Source organism: Vibrio sp. 10N.286.51.E5 (assembly GCF_041469125.1).
Lineage (GTDB): Bacteria > Pseudomonadota > Gammaproteobacteria > Enterobacterales > Vibrionaceae > Vibrio > Vibrio crassostreae_C.
On record NZ_JBFRJZ010000029.1, the window covers coordinates 87,634 to 110,504 of the forward strand.

Genomic DNA, 22,871 nt, shown 5'->3' on the forward strand with positions numbered 1-22,871 from the left:
TGTTTGAAGTTAACAACACTCGGCATAAAATAGCTTTAAGAGCAAAGTTACTGACTAAAGTAGGAAATTAAGATGACTACACAGCTAGACGATAAAAAAATCGCTGAAATCAACAAGTATACGGGCGAGCAACGCCTGAAATACTGTGTGAAAGAAATCGTAGCAAACCGTGAAGTATGGATCTTAACCGATGAACACGGTTGTGTAATGCTGAACACAGAAGATGAAGATTGTGTTCCAGTATGGCCAAACCAAGAGTTCGCAGAATCATGGGCAACGGGTGATTGGTCTGAGTGTAAAGCTGAGTCTATTTCGTTGAACAAATGGCACAGTCGCTGGACGAACGGTCTAGAAGACGACGAACTTGCTGTTGTAGTATTCCCGAACGAGCAAGAAGAAGGCGTTATCTTGTTCCCGGATGAGTTCGACTTCGAATTGAAAAAGCAGGCAGCTAAGCGCTAGTTCTTTCGTAATACAGTAACATCGTAAGTCAGCGTTGCCTTTCTTAGGCAGCGCTATGATTCAATTATCCCATCTAAGTTACTTCCAACGTATATTCGTCAATACCCAATCAACTGATACAAAGGCGCTTGCTGTGCGGCTTTAGAAGCTTGCTGAAGCACACCTGTTTTGCTGTATCTCTTGAGTATCTTTCGAACGATAGGTTTTACTTCAGATTTTGTCATTCCAGCTTTCAATTCTGGTTCATACAGCAATTGCAGTAGCACTACGTCTAACGGCGATAATAAGTCTTCTGGCGTGTGGTCGTTGAAAATAGAAGGGTAGGCTTTATCTGAATCATTCGGCAGGCCTAGAACTTGTGTGATCTCTTCCACGATACAGGCGACCAGCTTACCTCGCGATCTTGCCTGATCAACCGGGATTACAATCCCAGCGTATACAATCTCGCCTTTAGAATTGGTTCTATAGCCCGCCGTGCAGATGGCTCTATTTAAATGTTGAGTTGATTTGAGCTTGAGCACCGATTTCGCCTCAGATACCCACTGGCTCTGCCTTGTGTATATCCATTTAACGTTCGCTTCGGACTCTTTACTGACGATTGTTATTGGATGTTGGGTGACTTCAGATAAGTGTTTGATATGAAGCTCTGTGATCTCTTGATGCAGTTCCTCATCGCCCACTCGATGATCGATCCAAATCTTGATCGGTTGTTTCCACTTGGCGAGCGGTTTGTTGCCTTGGGAGTATTCGTGTTGAAGCGCGACGTTATAAAAGGCAGTTTCGACGAAGCTTCTATCTAGCCATGTGAGCGGTGTGCTTGTCGCGTTAAAGGACAACAGCACCAACAAGAGGGGAAGCATTGAAGCTGTTCGATACATACTTTTCCCCTCTGCTAAATGTAGCGTGATTCCAGGTTAGTGGTTCGGCGCTTTGGAGAAATGGCTCTCAACCAATCTTTGGGTGATTTGGTGAGTTGGATTGGTTAGCACTTGATCTGTTTCCCCACTCTCAACCACATTGCCTTCATGCATGACAATAATCTTGTCGGTAATGTGCTTAACAATACCGAGGTGTTGAGATACATAAACGAACGATACGCCCATCTCTTCTTGTAACTCTAAGAACAGATTGATGATTTGCGAGCGCATTGCCATGTCCAAACCATTTAAAGCTTCATCAGCAACAATGATGGATGGCTGAAGTATTAAGGCACGAGCCAAACAAACCCTTTGTTTCTGGCCTGCAGCAAGCATCTGAGGGTAGAAATACGCATGTTCCGGTAGAAGGCCTACGCGCAGTAGTGTGTCTTTCACACGACGCATACGAGCTTCTGGAGGCATGTTGGTGTTTCGCTTTAATGGACCTTCAAGAATTCGACCGATCTGAATGCGCGGGTTAAGTGACGTATTCGGATCTTGGAAGATCATTCGAATCAGCTTACAACGAGTCGAGTAGTCTTTGTGCTCTAGCTTTTCGCCATTCACGCGGATCTCGCCTGCGGTTGGCTCCACCATGCCTGCGAGCATTCTGGCTAATGTTGATTTGCCAGAACCATTCTGGCCGATAAAACCAATTGTCTGGCCTGCTTCAAGAGAAAAGCTAACTGGCTTCACCGCCTGATGAATCTTTTTACGGAAAAGACCAGAGCGAGTCGTAAAGTCTTTAGACAAATCACTGACTTCTAATAATGCACTCATGATTTCTTTTTCTTCTCCATATTCAGAGGGAAGTGACAGTTGAACTTATGGTTCTTGATACGTTTCGTATGTGGGATCTCGACACACTGCCTTTGTGCGTATGGGCAGCGAGGCCCTAATCGACAACCAATAGGAAGATGTTGCAGCGGTGGAATTGACCCCGGCAAAGACTGGAGCTTCTCCTTGTGGGGAATCCAGTCGTTAAAGTCTGGCATCGCTTTTAACAAAGCAACGGTGTACGGGTGCTTTGGTGCATCCAACAGCTTCGGTGTATCAGCGGATTCTACCGATTGACCACAGTACATCACGGTAATGCGAGTCGCCCATTGGGTAATGGTGGTTAAGTCATGGCCGATCAACACGATGGTGGTGTTATTGATCTGGTTCATACGACTCAAAAGACGCAATATTTGAGACTGTGTAATTGGGTCTAAATCGTTGGTTGGCTCGTCAGCAATCAAGACTTTTGGCTTGGCAGCGATCGCCATTGCGATCATGACTTTTTGACACTCACCATCTGTCAGCTCATAAGAGTAACTGTCCATTAGGCGAGAGTGGTCTTTGATGCCGACTTTGTGCAGTAACGCGATCGCTTGCTTCTTACGCCACTTAAATCGTTGCCACCAACGACCTTCAAACGAATGGGAAGGGATCGCTTCAACGAGCTGGTTACCTACTTTTTCAGAAGGGTCAAGACACGTCGATGGCTCTTGGAAGATCATCGCGATATCGCGGGCGATCACTCGGCGTCTTTCTTTAGGCGTCAATTGCAGTAGGTCGATATTACCTAAGCGCATTCGGTCTGCAGAAACCTTCCAGTTTTCTTTACATACTCCGACGATCGCTTTTGCAACCAAACTCTTACCTGAGCCTGATTCACCTACTAAGCCACGAATTTCCCCTTCATTGAGGGTAATACTCATTCGGTCTACGGCTTTAACCATCCCTTGAGGGGTCTCAATCTCGATGGTTAGATGTCGAATATCAAGTAACGGCATTATTCGATTCCTGCATTTAGCGCTTGGCGAACACCTTCACCGACGAGGTTAATCACGATAACTGTAAACATAATAGCTAAGCCGGGTAGGGTAACTGTCCATGGCGCAAGGTAAATCAACTCGACCGAATCACCCAAGATGGAGCCCCATTCGGTACTCGGTGCTTGAGCGCCAAGCCCTAGGAAACCTAAAGCCGTGATATCAAGAATTGCGACTGACAGTGCCAGCGTAACTTCAAGAGCGATCACGGTAAGGATGTTCGGAAGGATTGAGTTCCATAGCAGGTAAAAATCGTTCGCACCATCAAGGCGAGAAGCCAAAATATAGTCTTTTTCTACTTCAGCATGCACGGCAATGTACACCGAGCGTATAAAGCGCGGGATCAGTGCCAAGCACAAGGCGAGCAAGATATTAAACTCCCCAAAGCCAAGGAATGCCACGAAGATAATCGCCAGCAGAAGAGATGGAATCGACATAACAGTATCAAGCAGGTGGTTTAGCGTGCTTGATAGTAAACCGCGCGTCATACCAGCAAGTACGCCAATCAGACAACCAATGACGGCTGCGATAAAGGTAATCACCACCGCGGCGCCGAAGGTTAACTGAGAGCCAATTATTAGGCGAGAGAGAATATCTCTGCCTAAGTCATCCGTACCCAAAAAGTATTCTACCGTTCCCGCAGGATCCCAAGAGGGCGGCGTTAATAGGTGACCGGTTTGTTCTTGTGCATCATGCGGGGCTAGCCACGGTGAAGTGACGGTGACCAGAATGATAAGCACCAAACACCACAAGCCAAACATAGCTAGATTATTGCTGCGGAAGCTGCGCCAGAAACGTTCGAACTGGGTTGGAATCTGTTCTTCTTGGTAGACGTTATTTGTTAGCATACCATTCCTTCCTTACCAGTGGATTGATCATCGCGCCCAGTAGATCGGACAGAATATTAGCGGTCAAAACTAAGGTAGCCACCACAATTACACCAGCTTGAATTGAAACGTAATCTTGATTCGATAAGGCATCCAATAACCAGCGGCCAATGCCCGGCCAGTTAAAGATAGACTCGGTAACAATAGCAAGCGTTAACATACTCGATAGCTGAACACCGACCTTAGGAATAATCGGAGGTATCGCGTTTCTTAGCACGTGCTGCGTGATGATCTCTCTAGTGGAAAGACCTTTAATTCGCGCAGCGCGGATGTAGTTTTGCGTCATTACTTCAGCCACTGACGCTCTCATCAATCGGATGACCTGAGTCGTTGGCGCCAGTGCTAAAACAAGACAAGGCAACGCCATGTGCTCGATAACACTTTGTAGTGCGTGCGCACGGTAGCGACCCTCGGCAAAAAAGGCGTCAATCATCGCGAATCCAGTCACGTGTTCAATCTCGTAAAGTAGGTCGTATCGGCCACCAACTGGGAACATTTCAAAGTGCAGTGAAAACACCATGATCATCAGCAACGCGACCCAAAATATAGGCGCAGAGTAACCGGCCATTGAGGTGAACGATATGGTGGTATCAACAAATTTACCTTGTCTCATACCAGCAATGGTGCCGAAAGGGATACCGATGATGAGTGCCAACACAAAGGCAAAGAAGCACAGCTCTAGCGTTGCAGGGAACACCAGGACCAACTCATCGATGATAGGCACACCGTGTTTGCTTAGGCCAAAGTTTAGCGTCGATAATTCAGTGATATAGCTAATCCAACCGGGCCAAAAATCTTGAATTGCCCAAGGTGAGGTTTGGTCTAATCGAAGCAGGGAAAAACCTACCAAGGTCAGAATTCCTAGCGTAATAACGAATAAGTTTACACGTCTTAATGTATACCAAAACATTACTGCACCTCTCTTCTGACTTGATCAAAAGGTTGGGCATTGAAAGGACTTGCTTTAAAGCCTGTTAGCGAACGATCGTGCACGCGAAATTGCACGCCATGAGCTAAAGGAATCACAGGAACTTCTTCATTGAGAATGTTTTGGGCTTGTCGGTACAAGTTCACACGGTGCCTTTGTTGATTGATCTCTAATGCTAAGTCGAGAAGGAAATCAAAGTCTGAATTACACCACATCGAGACGTTTAACCCTGCACGCTCAGAGCTGCATGAGAGCAGCGGACGTAAGAAGTTGTCCGGGTCACCGGTATTGCCTATCCAGCCTGTAAGCAACAAGTCTGTTGAGGAAATAGAGGACAACTGTGTGCGGTCAAATCGGTCGTCGGTATAGAGTTTCAATTCAATACCAATATCGGCTAAGTTTGCTTGGATAAGTTCTGCCGTTTTTCTTGGACTTGGATTGTATGCGCGTGGCTCTAGTGGTACCCACATTGAAAGCTCTAACCCAGGTTCAACGCCAGCTTCTTTGAGAAGCGCAACCGCATAGTTTCGGTCGTAGCGAACTTGAACGCTGTCTTTTTGGTGAGCCCAAGAAGTCGGAGGAAGCAAGGTGTAGGCTTTGGTTCCTGTACCGTAATACACAGAATCAAGAATGTTCTGACGATTGATGGCTAAGTTGAGCGCTTTACGAACTCGAGAGTCACGCAGTACAGGGTGCTCAGTATTCAGCGCGATGAAAGAGACATTAACCGCCGGAGTAGCAGAAATCTTCAACTCTTCATGAGCCTGAATAATAGGGATTTGGCTAGAAATTGGTGAGTTGAGCACGTCACACTCACTACGCAGAAGCTTGGCAAGTGTGCCTGTTCCACGTTGCGAAGTATCGAACACAACTTGGTCCATTTGTACTTCACCTTTCCAGTAGTGCTTGTTCTTTTTCAAGCGCACTAGGTCGTTGATTTGGTATTCATCTAAGTAGAAAGGGCCAGTGCCGACTGGATTGGAATCGATTCGATTTTTCTCATCCGCTGCAATGAGCTGATTGGCATACTCTTTAGAGTGAATGACCGCATAGCTGGTGGCGATGTTATTGAGAAATGAATTGTCTGGGCGACTTAATTGGAATTTCACTGTTAGGTCGTCAACCGCGGTGATATCGACAATCAGGGTCTTGAAGTCGATTCCGGCAAACCACGGGTATAGGCCGCCACCCACATAATGAAATGGGTTTGAACTATCAATGACACGTTCAAAGCTAAACACCACATCTTGTGCATTCATGCTACGAGTAGGGGTGAACCAGTCTGTGGTTTGGAACGCAACATTTGGGCGCAGTTTGAACGTGTACTCTGTACCTGATTTATCAACAGACCAACTTGTCGCCAAGTTCTGTTTTGGTCGGTACGTCATCGGATCAAGAGTGAGCAGTGTATCGAAAATTTGAGGACTCAGCGATTCTGCGGTAATGCCACTATCAACCAGCTGTGGGTTGAAGGTACTAGGATTACCTTGGCCGCAATAAATGAAGCCTTTTTCACGGATTTGCTCGTGATTCACACTCTCACCACATCCAGCGAGAAAGCTCAGCGTACAGATGCTCAGTGATAGTCTTATTAGTGCTTTCATAAAAAGAAATACTTTTCGAAACGAGGCGTTAGAGGAGCCTCAAGATCCGGACAATTTAACATTTTATTTATTCGGCTCCAAATAATAATCAAGCGTGGACAGCTATTTATCGTTAGCTTGTCCGACAATCGCGTACTTCCTCACCATTCCACGTAATTGGTTGTAGGTTAACCCAAGTAATTCTGCGGCTTGTTTCTGGTTATATTTGCTCTGTTTGAGGGCTTGGTTGAGTAGCTTGATGTCTTGTTGTTCTTGCCATGCTTTGTAATCAAGCGGCAAAGAAAACAAGCTCTCTGATGAAGTATGGCTGTTAGACGGCTCATTGCCAGTTTCCGGAGAGGAATCTTGCTCTGTTTTCCATGCGGGTTTAAATGGGTTAAACACCAAATATTCAATAGGATATGGATCTTTTCCGTGCTGATAGATAGCTCGCTCAATGACGTTTTTGAGTTCTCGTACATTCCCTGGCCAAGAATAATCCAAAAGCGATTCAACGGCAGAGGGGGCAAAGCCAACAAACAACTCCAATTCCAATTCACGACACATCTTAATGGCGTAATATTCTGCCAGTAGCATGATGTCTTCTTTTCGCTCACGCAAAGGAGGGATAGTAATGACGTCAAACGCCAGTCTATCTAATAGGTCTGCTCGGAATTCGCCCTTTAATGCCATGTCTGGTAAGTCGGCATTGGTTGCACACACCAGTCTGACATTGGCACTTAGCGCCTTTTGCCCACCGACACGTTCATATTGCCCGTATTCAATAACGCGCAGTAGTTTCTCTTGAACCGCAAGGGGAGTGGTCGCCAGCTCATCCAGAAACAGCGTTCCGCCTTCTGCTCTTTCAAAACGACCTTGATGACGCCCTTTCGAACCCGTAAAGGATCCCGATTCATGACCAAACAGTTCTGAATCAATCAAACCTTCACTTAAGGTTGAGCAGTTCAATGAGATCAAAGGTTGATCCCAACGTCTTGAAAGGTAATGCAGTCTTTGTGCGATCAACTCTTTACCTGTGCCACGTTCGCCAATGATCAGAATGGGTCTTTCTATTGGTGCGAGTTGGGAAACTTTATCTAACACAGAGAGAAAGCTAGGTGATTCACCAATGAGGTTCTGCTGCATAGCGGGTCCTTGTATGAATTAATCGCTGGAGAGGTCATGTAAGAGCCATAGTGGTGAAAAATACCAATACTTGGCTAAATTCATCATAGCATGGTTCGAGTTAATCACCATTTTATTGTAAGTAACTGATAATAAATGGCTTAAAAGTTGGCACGCTACTTGGATTATTTATGGTAGGTTTAACAACAAACGTAAATTTTTGAGCAAGTGGATTGATAAAGTCGCACAACGATTTGAAACGCATTTGCCATCATTGTAATTAAGGAGTTCCTCATGGGTATTTTTTCTCGCTTTGCAGACATTGTAAATTCAAACATCAGTGCACTATTAGATAAGGCTGAAGATCCAGAAAAGATGATTCGTCTTATTATCCAAGAAATGGAAGACACCTTAGTTGAAGTTCGTACCAACTCAGCAAAAGCAATTGCTGACAAGAAAGAGCTAGCGCGTAAAGTAGAAGCTATCGAAACACAGATTCTAGATTGGCAAAATAAAGCGACACTTGCCCTGACCAAACAACGCGAAGATTTGGCGAGAGCGGCGCTAATCGAAAAGCAAAAACTGGAAGACATCATCAAGAGCCTTCACACCGAACAAACCTTGGTTCATGAAACCATCGAAAAATTGACGAGTGAAATTGGTAAACTTGAAACAAAGATCGCAGAAACTCGTGCAAAGCAACAAGCATTAATGATTCGTAACAATGCGGCAAGCAACCGTCGTGATGTTCAAAAACACCTGCACTCAAGCAAAACCAACGAAGCAATGGCGAAGTTTGAGCAATTCTCGCGTAAAGTGGATGAATTAGAAGCTGAAGCGGACGTTTACGCTAAGACTGGCAACGCAAAATCTTTAGACCAAGAGTTTGCCGAGCTACAAGCTCAAGATGAAATCGAAAAAGAGCTAGCGAAACTGAAGCAACAAGTTGAAAACCGCGATAAATAATCTAGGAGTTGTCTATGTCAACATTTCTAATTGCAGGTCCACTGATTGTCTTTTTAATCTTCGTGGCACCGCTATGGTTATTCTTACATTACCGCAGCAAGAAGAAATCCAGCAATGGTCTTTCTGAAACGGATCTTCAACGTCTGCATAAGCTTTCTGCGCAAGCCGAATCCATGCAAGACCGAGTGAAAACGCTAGAAAAAATACTGGATGCGGAGTCGCCTAACTGGAGACGAAACTATGAGTAGAGAACTGTATCGCGACACGATTAACGGCAAATTGTCTGGTGTGTGTGCAGGGTTAGCGAACTATTTTGGCCTTGAAGTGTGGTTGGTTCGCATCTTAGTTATCTCAGCAGCACTGCTTGGTGGTAGTTTTCTGGTGTTATTAGCGTATTTAGCTTTGACATTTATGCTTGAAAAACAACCACCTCAGTATGTCGACCAAATGAAGGCGAAACAAGAGCATACGCTGAAGCAAAAGCCTTGGGAAAAAGGGCAAACTGCAGAGTCGCTATTGAACACTTTAGAGGGTGATTTCCAGAAGTTAGAGACCAGTGTCCGCAACATGGAAGCTTATGTCACCTCAGATACGTTTAAAGTGAATCGTGAATTTAAGAACATGTAGTGGTAAAACCTAAAAAGGATTAGATAACGGTTTAGGAAAATTTATTCCAAGCCGTTATTTTTTTTAATAATTTTCTCTAAATAAATCTTACGCTGACTGGTAAGTTACATGTGATTAATCTATGTTATAAAAATATTTATAGATATGGATGATCACCAATGTATAGAGCCTCCCTTGTCCTATTGACTGCCTTAGCTGGGTTGTCTGGGTGTGGTAAGGAGCTTCCTCCCGTGCCTGAACCTGAGTCCAGACCCGCCAAACTCTTCACTGTCTCCGTCGGTAATAATGCCTTTGAGCGTAATTTCCCTGCTACCACAGAAGCTGGTGACAGAGCGGTACTCGCATTCCGTGTTCCTGGGTTATTGCAGAGCATCGATGTGACCGCTGGGCAGCACGTGTCTAAAGGCGACGAGCTTGCTAAGTTAAATCCCGATGAATATCAACTACTCGAGAAGCAAGCAAAAGCGAATTTTCAGCTAGCCGATGTTCAATATCAACGTGCGATCAAACTTCGTAAAGATCGTGTGGTATCAGAGCAAGATTTCGACCAAGCGAAAGCGAACCACAATTCAGCTCGCGCGGTGCTTAATCAAGCTAACGCGAACCTTCGCTACACCACTTTGGTTGCGCCGTATGACGGAACCATTTCCATCATTCCTGCTGAAAACCATGAATACATTGCGGCTAAACAAGGCGTGATGAATATTCAAACCAATCAAATTCTTAAAGTCGTCTTCTTATTACCCGACCAACTTATTACGCGCTTTTCATCAGGGGTCGAGATTGATGCAACCATGGTTTTTGATGCGTTTCCTGAAAATTCCTATGTACTGACATTCCAAGAAGTCGATACGGAAGCCGACCCTAAAACGGGTTCGTACAAGGTGACCATGGTGATGGAAAGACCAACCGATGTGGGTATTTTGCCCGGTATGTCTGGCTCGGTAAATCTCGTTTCATCGTTAGCGGCGGCCACCAAAATACCAACGTCAGCAATGATGACCGATGGGGATGATGTCTCTGTATGGCGTGTGAATAGCGACGGCATTGTTGAAAATGTTGCCATTGTCATCGATGAAAAACGCCATATCGTCTCTGGATTGAACGATGGCGATCGCATTGTGACTTCTGGCGTCAATGGTCTTGAGTCGGGCATTAAAGTTCGAGAGTGGATCAAGGAAAGGGGGCTATAACATGAAAACACTTAAAGTGGCTGCTGGCCTGTCGTGTTTAGCCTTACTGACGGCTTGTGAAGATAAGCAAGCTGTAGAAGTGAATAACACGCCCTTGGTTAAAGCTATCGAGATTTCAGTCATCGATTTTAGCGACAAACTCTATTTCCCTGCGGTAGCAAACGCTGCTGAGAAGGCTCACCTCAGTTTCCGAGTTGCGGGTGAAATCTTCAAGCTAGATGTGAAGGAAGGTGAACGAGTTGCCAAAGGGGACATCATTGCCGAGCTTGACCCAACCGATTATCAATTGGATGTGGACAATGCTCAAGCTCGTTACACGGTAATCAATAGTCAATACCGACGTTCGAGTCCGCTAGTGAAGAAAGGCTTATTGGCTAAGTCGCAATTCGATGAAATTGCCGCTCAACGCCAGATTGCTTATGCCGAGTTGGAACTGGCGAAACTGCGCTTATCGTTCACTATGCTTCGTGCGCCTGTTGATGGGATTATTTCTCGAGTCAGTGTCGACCAATATGAAAATATTCAGGTAGGCCAACAGATTGTGAACATTCACAGTGTTGAGGATGTCGAAGTTGTGATTCAGCTCCCTGACCAAATTTATGTGAATCAACCCAATGAAACGCTCCTCTCGAACGTGGAAGCTGTGGTGAGAGTGCCAAGCGGTAATGAATACACCGCAGGTATTAAAGAGTTCACCACTGAACCCGATCCAAGTACGGGTACCTTCACGGTTACATTAGCTTTGCCGATGCCAGAAGACGATTTGATTCTTGATGGTATGGCCGTTGATGTGACTTCAAACGGGCGGGATATCGGTTTGGAGCTAAAAGCTGGTGTACTTATTCCGATCGAAGCGGTATTCAATGCAGACGGTGATGAACTGGATCGTAAAAACTCTTATGTGTGGGTTCTTAACGACGACAAGACAGTCTCGAAACAACAAGTCGTGTTAGGAAAAGCAAACCAGGAAACATTGCAGGTAGTGAAAGGATTGGAAATGGGGCAGCATGTCGTTGTTGCAGGCGTATCGCGATTGCGAGATGGGATGACAGTGGAAGTATTGTCTCAGGAGACGAACAATGAGTGAAGTAAATAACAAGCCCCAAAATGACGATCAACAGGGTGATGATCAGATCACAGGTGTTGCTTCTTACTTTATACGTAACAAAGTCATTAGCTGGATGCTATCTCTGATCTTTCTTATTGGTGGTGTCTCTGCCTTTTTCGGCTTGGGTCGTTTAGAAGATCCTGCCTTTACCATCAAAGATGCGATGGTTGTGACCTCTTACCCAGGGGCCACACCTCAACAAGTTGAAGAAGAAGTTACTTACCCACTAGAAAAAGCGATTCAACAACTTACCTATGTGGACGAAGTGAACTCTATCTCTAGCCGCGGCCTATCACAGGTAACGGTGACGATGAAGAACAACTACGGCCCAGATGATCTTCCGCAAATATGGGATGAACTTCGCCGAAAAGTGAATGATCTCAAGGTTGAACTGCCACCCGGCGTCAATGATCCTCAAGTCATCGATGATTTCGGTGACGTTTACGGTATTTTGCTGGCGGTGACGGGGGATGGCTATAGCTACAAAGAGCTGCTGGATTACATTGATTACCTAAGGCGAGAGCTAGAGTTGGTTGATGGGGTCAGTAAAGTCTCCGTTTCCGGCCAACAACAAGAGCAAGTGTTCATTGAGATATCGATGAAACGGATAAGCTCTCTGGGTCTGTCTCCAAGCACGGTATTTAACCTTTTATCGACTCAAAATATTGTATCAAGTGCGGGTGCGGTAAGAATTGGTGATGAATATATTCGAATCCATCCAACGGGTGAGTTCCAGAATGTTGAGCAGCTTGGCGATTTAATTCTGACAGAAGGTGGTGCTCAAGGTCTCATCTATTTAAAAGATGTGGCGAATGTAACTCGTGGTTATGTTGAAGTGCCAAGTAACATCATTGGCTATAACGGCAAGCTCGCACTTAACCTTGGTGTCTCTTTTGCGCAAGGCGTGAACGTAGTAGCGGTTGGTGAAGCGTTTGATCGAAGATTGGCCGAGCTAAAGTATCAACAACCCGTCGGCATCGACATCTCCGAGGTTTATAACCAACCTAAAGAGGTAGACAAGTCGGTAAGCGGATTTGTGGTGAGTTTAGGGCAGGCGGTTGCGATCGTAATCGTGGTGTTACTGTTCTTCATGGGACTAAGATCGGGCCTATTGATTGGTTTGATACTGCTATTGACCGTATTCGGTACATTCATTTTCATGCAGTACTTCAAGATCGACCTACAACGTATTTCACTGGGCGCGTTGGTTATCGCCTTGGGGATGCTGGTGGATAATGCCATTGTGGTGGTGGAAGGGATATTGATCGGCACGCAGAAGGGGCGAACCCGGATGCAGGCCGCCACCGATATCGTAACCCAAACCAAATGGCCGCTGCTTGGTGCGACGGTTATTGCGGTGACTGCGTTTGCTCCAATTGGTTTATCTGAAGACTCAACAGGCGAATACTGTGGCACCTTGTTCACGGTGCTACTGATCTCCTTGATGCTGAGTTGGTTTACTGCCATCTCGCTCACGCCGTTCTTTGCCGACATGTTCTTTAAAGGTCAGAAGGTCGATCCAGATAACGAAGGTAAGGACCCATACAACGGGATGGTTTTTGTTATCTACAAAAACTTCCTTGAGTTCTGTATGAAGCGTGCTTGGTTAACCATGTTTGTTCTGATTATTGGTTTAGGCGCGAGTGTGTACGGTTTTGGTTTCGTTAAGCAAGCCTTCTTCCCGTCTTCAACCACACCTATGTTCCAAGTGGATGTGTGGATGCCAGAAGGTACCGATATTCGAGCGACCAATACCAAGCTTAAAGTGCTTGAGAGTTGGCTAGCTGAGCAGGACGAAGTTGAACATATCACGACAACCGCGGGTAAAGGCCTGCAACGTTTCATGCTGACTTATGCGCCAGAGAAAAGTTATAGCGCTTACGGCGAGATAACGGTTCGTGTGAAAAGTTATGAAGTACTTGAAGGGCTAATGAAACGCTTCCGTGAACATGTAAATGGTCAGTTCCCAGAGATTGACTACAAGCTTAAACAGATCGAATTAGGTCCTGGTGGCGGTGCGAAAATTGAAGCGCGAATTGTGGGTTCTGATCCAACGGTTTTACGTTCAATCGCTGCACAAGTGATGGACATCATGCGTGCTGATGAAGGCGCATTTAACGTTCGTCACGATTGGCGTGAAAGAACTAAGGTATTAGAGCCTCAGTTCAATGAAAGCCAAGCGCGTCGTTATGGTATTACTAAATCTGACGTTGATGATTTCCTAGCAATGTCTTTCTCTGGTAAGTCGATTGGTGTGTATCGTGATGGTACAACGTTAATGCCGATTGTGGCTCGTTTGCCTGAAGACGAGCGTGTCGATATTCGTAACATCGAAGGCATGAAGATCTGGAGCCCAGCATTAAGTGAGTACATCCCACTTCAACAAGTAACGTTAGGTTACGAGCTAGAATGGGAAGATCCACTGATCATCCGTAAGAACCGTAAGCGTATGCTAACGGTAATGGCGGATCCTGATCTATTGGGTGAAGAGACGGCCTCAACTCTACAGAAACGCTTACAACCACAGATTGAAGCGATTGAGATGCCTCCGGGTTACTCATTGGAATGGGGGGGTGAATATGAGTCGTCAGCAGATGCACAGGCGTCACTGTTCACAACCATGCCTCTGGGTTACTTGTTCATGTTCTTAATCACTGTGTTCTTGTTTAACTCGGTGAAAGAGCCTCTGATCGTTTGGTTAACGGTTCCATTGGCGTTGATAGGGGTGACGACAGGCTTGCTAGCCTTGAATACACCATTCGGCTTTATGGCGCTGTTGGGCTTCTTGAGTCTATCTGGGATGCTTCTGAAGAACGGTATCGTACTACTTGATCAAATTGAGATTGAGATGAAATCTGGTAAAGATCCGTATGTAGCGGTTGTTGATGCGGCTCTGAGTCGTGTTCGCCCGGTATGTATGGCGGCGATTACCACCATTCTAGGTATGATCCCTCTACTACCGGATATCTTCTTCAAACCAATGGCAGTAACCATCATGTTTGGTTTAGGCTTTGCGACTGTACTCACGCTAATCGTAGTGCCTGTGCTGTATCGTTTGTTCCATAAAATTGAAGTGGCTTAACGTCAACTGACCTTTGAAATAATGCCCCTAATTGGGGCATTATTTTTATGTATGATTACTAAAAGAGACCATCGAAATGGAAGCTAATACAGTGGATAGAACGTGTGCATGGGCGCTTAAACATGAGCTTGAAAGGGAGTACCACGATGCAGAGTGGGGCGTGCCTGTTTATGATGACCAAGTTCTGTTTGAGTTCATTACTTTAGAAGGTGCTCAAGCAGGTCTGAGTTGGATTACGATCCTTAAAAAGCGTGAAGGCTATCGTGCCGCGTTCGATAATTACGATCTAAACAAGCTAGCTGAGCTGAATGAAGACAACGTGCCGCACATCATTGAAAACTTCGATGTGGTTAAACACAGGGGTAAGATTGCTTCGGTATACAACAATGCACGAGCAACGCTTGAATTACAGAAAGAGTTCGGCTCTCTTTCTAATGCCTTATGGCAATTTGTTGATAATGAAGTGATCGTGAATCAATGGACTGAGATGTCTCAAGTTCCCGCTTCTACCGAGCAATCTAAAGCGATGAGTAAGTTTTTGAAGAAGAGAGGCTTTAAGTTTGTAGGAGAAACAATCTGTTACGCATTTATGCAAGCAACAGGTATGGTCAATGATCATTTAGTCGGTTGCCCACACAAATAAAGTGTTATTTATTTGAGCGGAACAATCACTTAGAAATTGAAAAATTCATAGCCATTTTTTCATCGCTCTGAGATCTTTAAGTGGATGTGCTTTAAGGTTCAATATTGGCTTTGAAAGCTTCTGGACTATGAGCGGTTTGTATTATGAGCTGAAGTATCTGAATATGAGTATTTTGAGTTATGCTTTAAACAGAAAAAGGCAGGAATATCCTGCCTTTTTTGCATATTAGACCTATCGTCTCAGATTAAATCAGAGCGCTATAACGTTCTAATCCCGCCTCTAGATCAGCAATCAGGTCATCAACATCTTCTAACCCAATATGAACACGTATCAAGGTACCTTCGAAATTAGGATTGGCAACAGTTCTCAAGCTGTCAAAACTGCTTGGTTCGTTAGCTAGAATCAAACTTTCAAATCCACCCCAAGAGTAACCCATACTAAAATGTGTCATTCCATCAAGTAACGCTGTCGTCGCTTTGATATTAGAGTTGTTTAGTACAAAAGAGAACAAGCCATTACCGCCAGTAAAATCTCGTTTGAAGAATTCATGGCCTGGGCAAGACTCAAGAGCAGGGTGACGAACGTGGTTAACTTCAGGACGAGTCTCTAACCATTTTGCGACCTTCAAGCTGCTTTCTGCGTGTTGGCGTAGACGCACATCAAGAGTACGAATGCCGCGAAGCCCTAAATAAGCATCATCAGGTGAGACACATTGCCCCATCAAGTAACTTTGCTCTCTTAGTTGATCCCAGCATTTCTCATTGGCGACTGCCGTACCTAGCATCACATCAGAGTGACCCACGATGTATTTGGTCGCTGCTTGAATCGAGATATCAACACCAAAATCAAACGGTGAGAAGTTCACGCCAGCCGCCCAAGTATTGTCTAGCATAACGATGATGTCATGTTCATGAGCGATACGCGCTAGTGTTGGAATATCCTGCACTTCCATGGTGACAGAGCCTGGAGACTCAGTAAACAGCACCTTAGTGTTTGGCTTGATAAGGTCTTGGATACCTTCACCAATCGTTGGCTCGTAGTAAGTTGTCTCTACCCCCATCTTTTTCATGATGGTGTCACAGAAATCACGAGTAGGTTCGTAGCAGGTGTCAACCATTAAAATATGATCACCTGTTTCTACAAAAGAGAGAATGGCATTAGAAATGGCGGCCGTACCACACGGGTACAGTGCACAACCGGCGCCGCCTTCTACTTCAACCATCGCATCTTGGAAGGCAAAATGAGTGTTGGTTCCACGACGTCCGTAAAAAAGGGTCTTGTTAGCGCGGTTAATCGTAGCTTTACGCTTCTCTTCTACTGAGTTAAATACGACAGTTGAAGCGCGTTGTACTGGTGGGTTAACAACACCATTGGTCCACTTCTTATCACGACCGGCAGTGATAAGTTTAGTGGTTTTGTTCTCGGACATGCTGTGAATTCCTTATCAATCGGTTATGTCCTATTTAAAACATGCCAAGAGTGTTCAAAGCAAGAGCGGAGCGGGGATTTTTGCGCTTTTCTTACGATTTTTAACCTTTCACTCAGTTAACAGTGAAAGGTTAAAAATGATCGATGGGGAAACAACGAGCCATAATCGACTCATTGCTGGAATTATAGGAGTGGGTTGAACAAGTAGAACAGCCTCTCAAAGAAGCGATTACTAAGGTTTCTTTGCTCCCACTGTTCTAACTCTACAGAGTGGGATGAAGCGATATAAGATTTCTGCAGCTCAGACAGTTTTTGCGTGAAATGCACATCATCCACAGCCAGAGTCACTTCAAAGTTGAGCCACAAACTGCGCATGTCGATATTGACGGTTCCGATCAAGCAAAACTCTTCATCGATCACTACCGATTTGGTATGAAGAAGGCCACCGTAAAATTCATAGATCTTCACGCCAGCTTCAAGCAACTCGGTATAAAACGCACGAGAAGCCCATTTAACCATTAGTGAATCGTTATTGTGTGGAATGATCAGTTCTACAGTTACGCCGCGTTGAGCTGTCATCTTAAGTGTTTCGAGTAAGTCAGCACTTGGCACAAAATAAGGTGTAGTAATACGTACAGAATGATTCGCTTGATTGATGGCGATGGTCAGTACTTGTAAGATCAAATATTCCGGCATGCCAGGGCCAGACGGCACTACTTGAACCGGATGATGTGTCATGATTTCTTCAACTGGGCATTCAGGTATATCAGGGAGAATGCGTTCACCAGTCTCAACTTCCCAATCCCAGCCATGAATAGCGGATAACACATTAACGGTTGGCCCAGTCACTCTGACCATTACATCAATCCATTGACCAACGCCTGAGTTTTGTTTGAAGTGAGCCGGGTCAACCATGTTCATTGAACCCGTATAGGCGATAGTCTCGTCAATCACAATGATTTTGCGGTGTTGTCTTAAATCTAGGCGACGTAAAAAAATACGCCATGGGCTCACCTCCAATGCTTGTACAACCTGTACACCCGAGTCTTTCATCATTGCGAGCCAATGGCTTTTGAAAAAGCGTGGGCTACCTGCTGAATCGAGCAAAACTTTAATATCTACGCCACGTTTTGCAGCGCGAATCAGCGCAGAGGCAACCGAATCGGTCAGGCCACCTGGATGCCAAATATAGAAAACCATCTTGATACTGGTTTGTGCATTTTCTATATCTTCGATAATTGCGTGTAGGATCTCGTTTGGTGAAGACTGCAGCGATAGAGTGTTTCCACTGAGTGCAGGGATGCCCATTCGATTGTTACAAAGCTCGTCAATTTTATGGATAGGGGAGCCTACTTTCCCTGGTTGGTGAAGTTGGCAATCATTCAATTGACGGAACCAGTCGCCGAAAGGGGTAAACATACGATGAGCGCGTTCAGCCCTTTTTCTGCCTAGGTTTAGCTCTCCAAAAAGGAAGTAACAAGCGACACCTACAATTGGGATAATGTAGATAACCATCAACCACGCGAGAGAAACGCTGACAGAGCGCCGTTTTAGTACAACACGGAAGGTCACACCGGCAACCAGTACCCAGTACAAAGCGACAGAAGCTAAAGTTAAAAAATGGTAGAACTTTTCCACATTGAATACTCGAAAAAAGAGACACTTAGATAGTAATGCTATTTTGCGGATATGGGAATTTAAGGAATCAACTATTTACAAAATAGAGCAAAAGCTGTAAACAGGTAATAGTTGTTAAGTTTTGGTTAACTTAAGACGAAAACGATTGTTTTGTATGAAAAGGCGGCATTTAACCATAAAAATTTACATTGGTAACGAAATTTGTACGGTTCGGGCTTCCAATTTTATTCTTAAACTGGTTTACTTGCTAGACAACGAGCGTCAATCAAATCTTTTAGGTATGTAAACTTTTGTATACACCTTCCTTTTAAAGACGCCACCCAAAGCAAAACACAACATCACATAACACAAAAGTTTGGAGTACACGTGGCTACTAGTAATACAACCACAACACCCCGCGATACCTGGGGTTCGAAGTTAGGATTCGTAATGGCTGCAGCAGGTTCTGCTGTTGGCTTAGGTAACATTTGGAAATTCCCATACACAGCAGGCGAAAGTGGCGGTGGTGCATTCGTTGCCATTTACCTGTTTTTTGTAATTTTTATTGGTTTCAGTGTCATGCTGACTGAATTTGCGATTGGCCGTCATACGCAAAAATCAGCAGTAGGTGCATTTAAAACAACTGACCGTCGTTGGACGTTCGCTGGCGTTATCGGCGTATTCAGTGGTCTACTTATCATGGGTTTCTACCCAGTAGTAGGCGGTTGGTCAATCGCATACATCGGTAAAATTGCAGGTGGTCTTCTAGACGCACCAGAAGCAATTGGTGATAGCTTTGGTGGCTTTATCTCAAACCCAGTTCAACCACTAATGTGGATGGGCTTATACCTACTACTTAACGTTGTTATCGTTATGAAAGGTATCTCTGGTGGTATTGAGAAAGCAGGTAAGATCCTGATGCCGCTTCTTTTCATTATCCTTATTGTAGTATCAATCAAAGGCATTATGCTTCCGGGCGCGATGGCTGGTCTTGAGTTCCTATTCAGTCCTGACTTCTCTAAAGTAGACAGCAATGTAATTCTAGCCGCTCTAGGTCAAGCATTCTTCTCTCTAAGTCTTGGTATGGGTTGTATGATGACATACGGTTCTTACCTTAAGAAGAAAGAGAACCTAGTTCAGACAACAGCAATGGTAACCGCAATGGATACTGGTGTTGCTATTCTAGCTGGTGTTGCAATGTTCCCTGCAATGTTCGCGTTCGGTATGGAACCTGCAGCGGGCCCTGGTTTAGTATTCGTTGTTGTTCCTCAGCTGTTCGCTGAAATGGGCGGCGTAGTTGGTCTTCTATTTGCTTTTATGTTCTTCGTTGGTTTGAGTGTTGCGGCACTAACATCTTCAGTATCTCTACTTGAAGTTGTGGTTTCTTACCTAATCGATGAGAAAGGCATGAAGCGTGTAACAGCGGTACTGTCTGCAAGTGTTGTAATGGCGATTCTATGTATCTTCGCTTCTCTATCACTTGGCGGCTTCGGTCCAACACTGTTTGATACTGGCGCGTTCGACATTTTCGACCTACTAACGGATAAGATTTTCCTAGCGGTTGGCGGTATGTTGGTATGTATCTTCGCTGGTTGGAGACTAAACCGTGCAGACCTAGAGAAAGAAATCACTAACGACGGTGAAGTCTCTTTCCCACTATTTGGTCTATGGTACACACTAGTTAAGTACATCATCCCTGTAGCTATCGCAATCGTTGCGTTCATGGGTATCTCTTCTGGCTTCGATAGCGGTAAAGGTGCAATCATGCTACTAGGTATTGGTATCATTGCTGGTTTTGCGCTGATTTCTAAGAAGTTCTAATCGCAAGATAAAGTAATTTGATAAACGGGAGCTCATTAGCTCCCGTTTTTTTATGTCTGGAACTTAATTATCTAAGAAAAATAATTATTAAAGGTATCCGTCTGATAGCCGATATAAATGGAACGAATAGCTGTTAGAGCTATATTTTGATTTAGGTAGGTGTTGTGTGAAATTGTCAGTGAGAAAGAAACTGTATGCCGGTTTTGGCTCTATATTGGCGGTGCTTGTCACGTTAGTCAGTATTGTATGGATAGAAGTTATTGGCGCTCATAGAAGTGCTGATGAGATCAGAATGGACGATGTACCGGGCACTGTTACCTATCTTGTTCTGATAGATGAAGCTGGAGATGTCTATCGAGATGCTCTGGGTGCAATCACTCTGGTCGATAATGCACTCAATGATTATCGAACCAACAAGAGCGAATTTGCTCAAGCTATCGAGCAGGCTAAGCGTTTGGAGAGTAGAGGTTCGGAAGACCACCGCCGTATTCAGCGAATTGAAGACCTGATGGGGCGTTTCACTCAAGAGTTTGAATCAAAGCTTGTGCCGAAGATCAATGATGAAGCTGCGCTACTAGCCAATATTCAACAGCTACGATCTTTGTATGAGAGCAATCTTATCCCTATTGAGAACTTACTGGATCAAGCGTCAGCAAGTGAGCGCGCAGATACAGAACAGTCACTACTGACACTAACCGACACGTTTACTACCATCGAGCGCACCATCATGGTGTTGTCTGCTATTGCGATTGTCTTTGGTTGTGTGATTGCGTATCTGTTGTCTAGCTCTATTACCAATCGTCTTACTCGTGTAGAACAAGTAGCACGACGTGTAGCAAATGGTGACCTAACGGCAGGCGACATTATTGATGATTCTGGTGATGAATTGGCTGAACTGGCTAAGTCGATTAACCAGATGCAGAAATCACTAGTAGACCTATTAGGTTCAATCTCGTCTGTGACTCACCAAGTCCAATCGGTGACAGGGGAGCTCTCTTCTATTAGCCAAGACATCGTTACTGGTGCATCAGCTCAAGCAGACAAAGCTAACTTGATTGCAACGGCTGCTGAAGAGCTAAGCTTGACCATTTCTGAAGTGGCGCAGCAAGGTACTTCAACTTATGAAGAAGCACGTCGCTCAGAAACCTCTGCAGAAGATGGCCGCAACGTGATTGTTGAGATGGTGGCGAGTATTCAACAAGTGTCGACTCAAATGAGCGATATGTCGTTGCAAATGAATACTCTAGGTTCTCACGGTGAGCAGATTGGTAGCGTTATCAAGGTAATCGAAGACATTGCTGAGCAAACTAACCTGTTAGCTCTTAACGCTGCAATTGAAGCGGCACGTGCAGGCGAGTTTGGTCGTGGTTTTGCTGTGGTAGCCGATGAAGTGCGAGCGCTAGCAGAAAGAACAACCAAAGCGACACGAGAAGTCTCGGGCATCATTCAATCGATTCAATCGGGCACTCAAGAAGCGGTGACTTACACTCAAGATAACTGTCGTTTAGTTGAGATTGGTGTTGAGCAAAGTTCAGGTGCTGTTTCGGCTCTAGAAGCGATTGTGAGCGGTGCGGGCAATGTACAAAGCATGGTTAACTCTATTGCGACTGCGGCAGAAGAACAGACGGCTGTGACCAAAGAAATTGCAGCGGACATTACCGCGATTAGCGATATCTCTGAGCAATCTCTGCAGCTAGCAACTCGTAGCTCCGAAAATACATCAGGCTTGAACGCTAAGGTTGCTGAGCTAGAAGCATTAGTTGGTAAGTTTAAACTGGGGTAAAGCGGTAGCTTGGTTCTATTTACCTATTGGTAATCGAGTAAAGACCACGCACTGATCGCTAGTTGCTGAAAAGAAGCCCAACGATTCAATATTTATTGAGTGAGTTGGGCTTTTTCGTAGCTGGAATCTGGGTTCAGACGAGGTATACTCCACGTTCTACAATGGAGCTAGCCTTTAATGTTCGATATTCTTCTGAACCACTCTGATTTTTTACTTATCAATAAGCACCCTGGAGTCAGCGTCCACAAAGACGATGGCGATACCATGTTGCTTCAAGAAGTTGCTAAGGCAATTAATGAGCCTAAGCTGTATCTCGTTCATCGACTAGATAAAATGACTTCGGGCATTCTGCTGCTGGCAAAAAATGCGTCGGCGGCGAGCGAGCTTTCACAGCTATTTGCAAAGCGTGAAGTAGAGAAATACTACCTTGCGATCGGTTCTAAGAAGCCAAAGAAAAAGCAAGGTTTGATCTCAGGAGACATGGAGCGCTCACGACGCTCAAGTTGGAAACTTCTGACATCCAAAGAGAACCCTGCGATTACTCAGTTTTTATCAGCAACGGCTGAACCCGGTGAGCGTCTGCTGTTATGCAAACCCTATACGGGGCGAACTCACCAGATCCGTGTCGCGATGAAGTCGATCGGCTCAGCCATTGTTGGTGACCCTATTTATAATCCATCGAGTGAGGCTGACAGAGGTTATCTGCATGCCTTCGCGATTCGATTTGCCTATCAATCACAAGCCTACGAATATGTCTGCGATCCAAGAAGCCTAAACTCCTTGGGTGAGAAGTGGCATCAAGAAACCGTGTCGAACGGTTTGGACAGTTGGCTTGAACCTTGGTCATTAACTTGGCCAAAGCTAAACACTAAGTGAGTGAAATA

General features: G+C 45.0%; 20 protein-coding genes. 11 read left to right on the forward strand and 9 right to left on the reverse strand.

The window, feature by feature from the left end:
* The first annotated feature begins 72 nt into the window (after positions 1–72).
* Positions 73–462: a DUF2750 domain-containing protein gene (locus tag AB4161_RS11670; RefSeq protein WP_004734596.1), complete on the forward strand. Its 390-nt coding sequence runs from the start codon at positions 73–75 to the stop codon at positions 460–462.
* A gap of 98 nt (positions 463–560) precedes the next feature.
* Here AB4161_RS11670 and AB4161_RS11675 read toward each other — a convergent pair whose 3' ends face one another.
* The 7 genes from AB4161_RS11675 to pspF all read right to left on the reverse strand — a co-directional run bounded on the left by AB4161_RS11675 (position 561) and on the right by pspF (position 7,740).
* The gene (locus AB4161_RS11675) at positions 561–1,340 is read right to left on the reverse strand and encodes a DUF2927 domain-containing protein (RefSeq protein ID WP_102320258.1); all 780 of its coding nucleotides are present in this window, start codon (positions 1,338–1,340) and stop codon (positions 561–563) included.
* A 36-nt stretch (positions 1,341–1,376) separates the two neighbouring features.
* Entirely contained in the window at positions 1,377–2,159 is a 783-nt protein-coding gene (locus AB4161_RS11680) for an ATP-binding cassette domain-containing protein (RefSeq protein WP_017060304.1), read from the reverse strand.
* Entirely contained in the window at positions 2,156–3,157 is a 1,002-nt protein-coding gene (locus AB4161_RS11685; protein WP_017060305.1) for an oligopeptide/dipeptide ABC transporter ATP-binding protein, read from the reverse strand. Before AB4161_RS11685 ends, AB4161_RS11680 begins: the two co-directional genes overlap by 4 nt.
* Entirely contained in the window at positions 3,157–4,044 is an 888-nt protein-coding gene (gene sapC / locus AB4161_RS11690) for a putrescine export ABC transporter permease SapC (RefSeq protein WP_017065331.1), read from the reverse strand. Before sapC ends, AB4161_RS11685 begins: the two co-directional genes overlap by 1 nt.
* Positions 4,031–4,993, reverse strand: a complete 963-nt coding sequence (locus AB4161_RS11695; RefSeq protein ID WP_017060307.1) for an ABC transporter permease subunit — start codon at positions 4,991–4,993, stop codon at positions 4,031–4,033. Before AB4161_RS11695 ends, sapC begins: the two co-directional genes overlap by 14 nt.
* The gene (sapA, locus tag AB4161_RS11700; RefSeq protein WP_136975893.1) at positions 4,993–6,615 is read right to left on the reverse strand and encodes an ABC transporter substrate-binding protein SapA; all 1,623 of its coding nucleotides are present in this window, start codon (positions 6,613–6,615) and stop codon (positions 4,993–4,995) included. The genes AB4161_RS11695 and sapA overlap by 1 nt, the downstream gene beginning before the upstream one ends.
* A gap of 102 nt (positions 6,616–6,717) precedes the next feature.
* Positions 6,718–7,740 carry a phage shock protein operon transcriptional activator gene (pspF, locus tag AB4161_RS11705; RefSeq protein WP_017060309.1) on the reverse strand — a complete coding sequence of 341 codons (1,023 nt, stop codon included), beginning with the start codon at positions 7,738–7,740 and terminating at the stop codon, positions 6,718–6,720.
* 273 nt (positions 7,741–8,013) lie between these two features.
* Here pspF and pspA point away from each other — a divergent pair, with 273 nt between their 5' ends.
* From pspA to AB4161_RS11740, 7 genes are all read left to right on the forward strand, one after another.
* The gene (gene pspA / locus AB4161_RS11710; protein WP_010440091.1) at positions 8,014–8,685 is read left to right on the forward strand and encodes a phage shock protein PspA; all 672 of its coding nucleotides are present in this window, start codon (positions 8,014–8,016) and stop codon (positions 8,683–8,685) included.
* Positions 8,686–8,699: 14 nt separating this feature from the next.
* The gene (gene pspB, locus AB4161_RS11715) at positions 8,700–8,933 is read left to right on the forward strand and encodes an envelope stress response membrane protein PspB (protein WP_004734605.1); all 234 of its coding nucleotides are present in this window, start codon (positions 8,700–8,702) and stop codon (positions 8,931–8,933) included.
* Positions 8,926–9,312: an envelope stress response membrane protein PspC gene (gene pspC, locus AB4161_RS11720; RefSeq protein ID WP_017065334.1), complete on the forward strand. Its 387-nt coding sequence runs from the start codon at positions 8,926–8,928 to the stop codon at positions 9,310–9,312. The genes pspB and pspC overlap by 8 nt, the downstream gene beginning before the upstream one ends.
* A gap of 158 nt (positions 9,313–9,470) precedes the next feature.
* Positions 9,471–10,505 (forward strand): efflux RND transporter periplasmic adaptor subunit, encoded by a 1,035-nt coding sequence (locus AB4161_RS11725; protein WP_029235302.1) that lies wholly within the window; start codon positions 9,471–9,473, stop codon positions 10,503–10,505.
* Position 10,506: 1 nt separating this feature from the next.
* Positions 10,507–11,592 carry an efflux RND transporter periplasmic adaptor subunit gene (locus AB4161_RS11730; protein ID WP_017060312.1) on the forward strand — a complete coding sequence of 362 codons (1,086 nt, stop codon included), beginning with the start codon at positions 10,507–10,509 and terminating at the stop codon, positions 11,590–11,592.
* Positions 11,585–14,695 (forward strand): efflux RND transporter permease subunit, encoded by a 3,111-nt coding sequence (locus AB4161_RS11735; protein ID WP_017065336.1) that lies wholly within the window; start codon positions 11,585–11,587, stop codon positions 14,693–14,695. The genes AB4161_RS11730 and AB4161_RS11735 overlap by 8 nt, the downstream gene beginning before the upstream one ends.
* A gap of 76 nt (positions 14,696–14,771) precedes the next feature.
* Positions 14,772–15,338, forward strand: a complete 567-nt coding sequence (locus AB4161_RS11740) for a DNA-3-methyladenine glycosylase I (protein WP_017065337.1) — start codon at positions 14,772–14,774, stop codon at positions 15,336–15,338.
* Positions 15,339–15,582: 244 nt separating this feature from the next.
* Here the strand turns inward: AB4161_RS11740 and AB4161_RS11745 are convergent, their stop codons facing one another.
* Together AB4161_RS11745 and cls are read right to left on the reverse strand one after the other, a co-directional pair.
* Positions 15,583–16,767: a cystathionine beta-lyase gene (locus tag AB4161_RS11745; protein WP_017065338.1), complete on the reverse strand. Its 1,185-nt coding sequence runs from the start codon at positions 16,765–16,767 to the stop codon at positions 15,583–15,585.
* A gap of 182 nt (positions 16,768–16,949) precedes the next feature.
* Positions 16,950–18,404: a cardiolipin synthase gene (cls, locus tag AB4161_RS11750; protein WP_372083373.1), complete on the reverse strand. Its 1,455-nt coding sequence runs from the start codon at positions 18,402–18,404 to the stop codon at positions 16,950–16,952.
* 366 nt (positions 18,405–18,770) lie between these two features.
* Between cls and AB4161_RS11755 the strand changes: the two genes are divergently transcribed.
* The 3 genes from AB4161_RS11755 (at position 18,771) to AB4161_RS11765 (ending at position 22,863) form a co-directional block, all read left to right on the forward strand.
* Positions 18,771–20,204, forward strand: coding sequence for a sodium-dependent transporter (locus AB4161_RS11755; RefSeq protein WP_372083374.1), 1,434 nt, complete (start codon positions 18,771–18,773; stop codon positions 20,202–20,204).
* Between the two features lie 166 nt (positions 20,205–20,370).
* Positions 20,371–21,987 (forward strand): methyl-accepting chemotaxis protein, encoded by a 1,617-nt coding sequence (locus AB4161_RS11760; RefSeq protein WP_372083375.1) that lies wholly within the window; start codon positions 20,371–20,373, stop codon positions 21,985–21,987.
* A gap of 177 nt (positions 21,988–22,164) precedes the next feature.
* On the forward strand, positions 22,165–22,863 hold the full coding sequence (locus tag AB4161_RS11765; protein ID WP_017060318.1) for a TIGR01621 family pseudouridine synthase: 699 nt from the start codon (positions 22,165–22,167) through the stop codon (positions 22,861–22,863).
* Positions 22,864–22,871 lie beyond the last annotated feature (8 nt).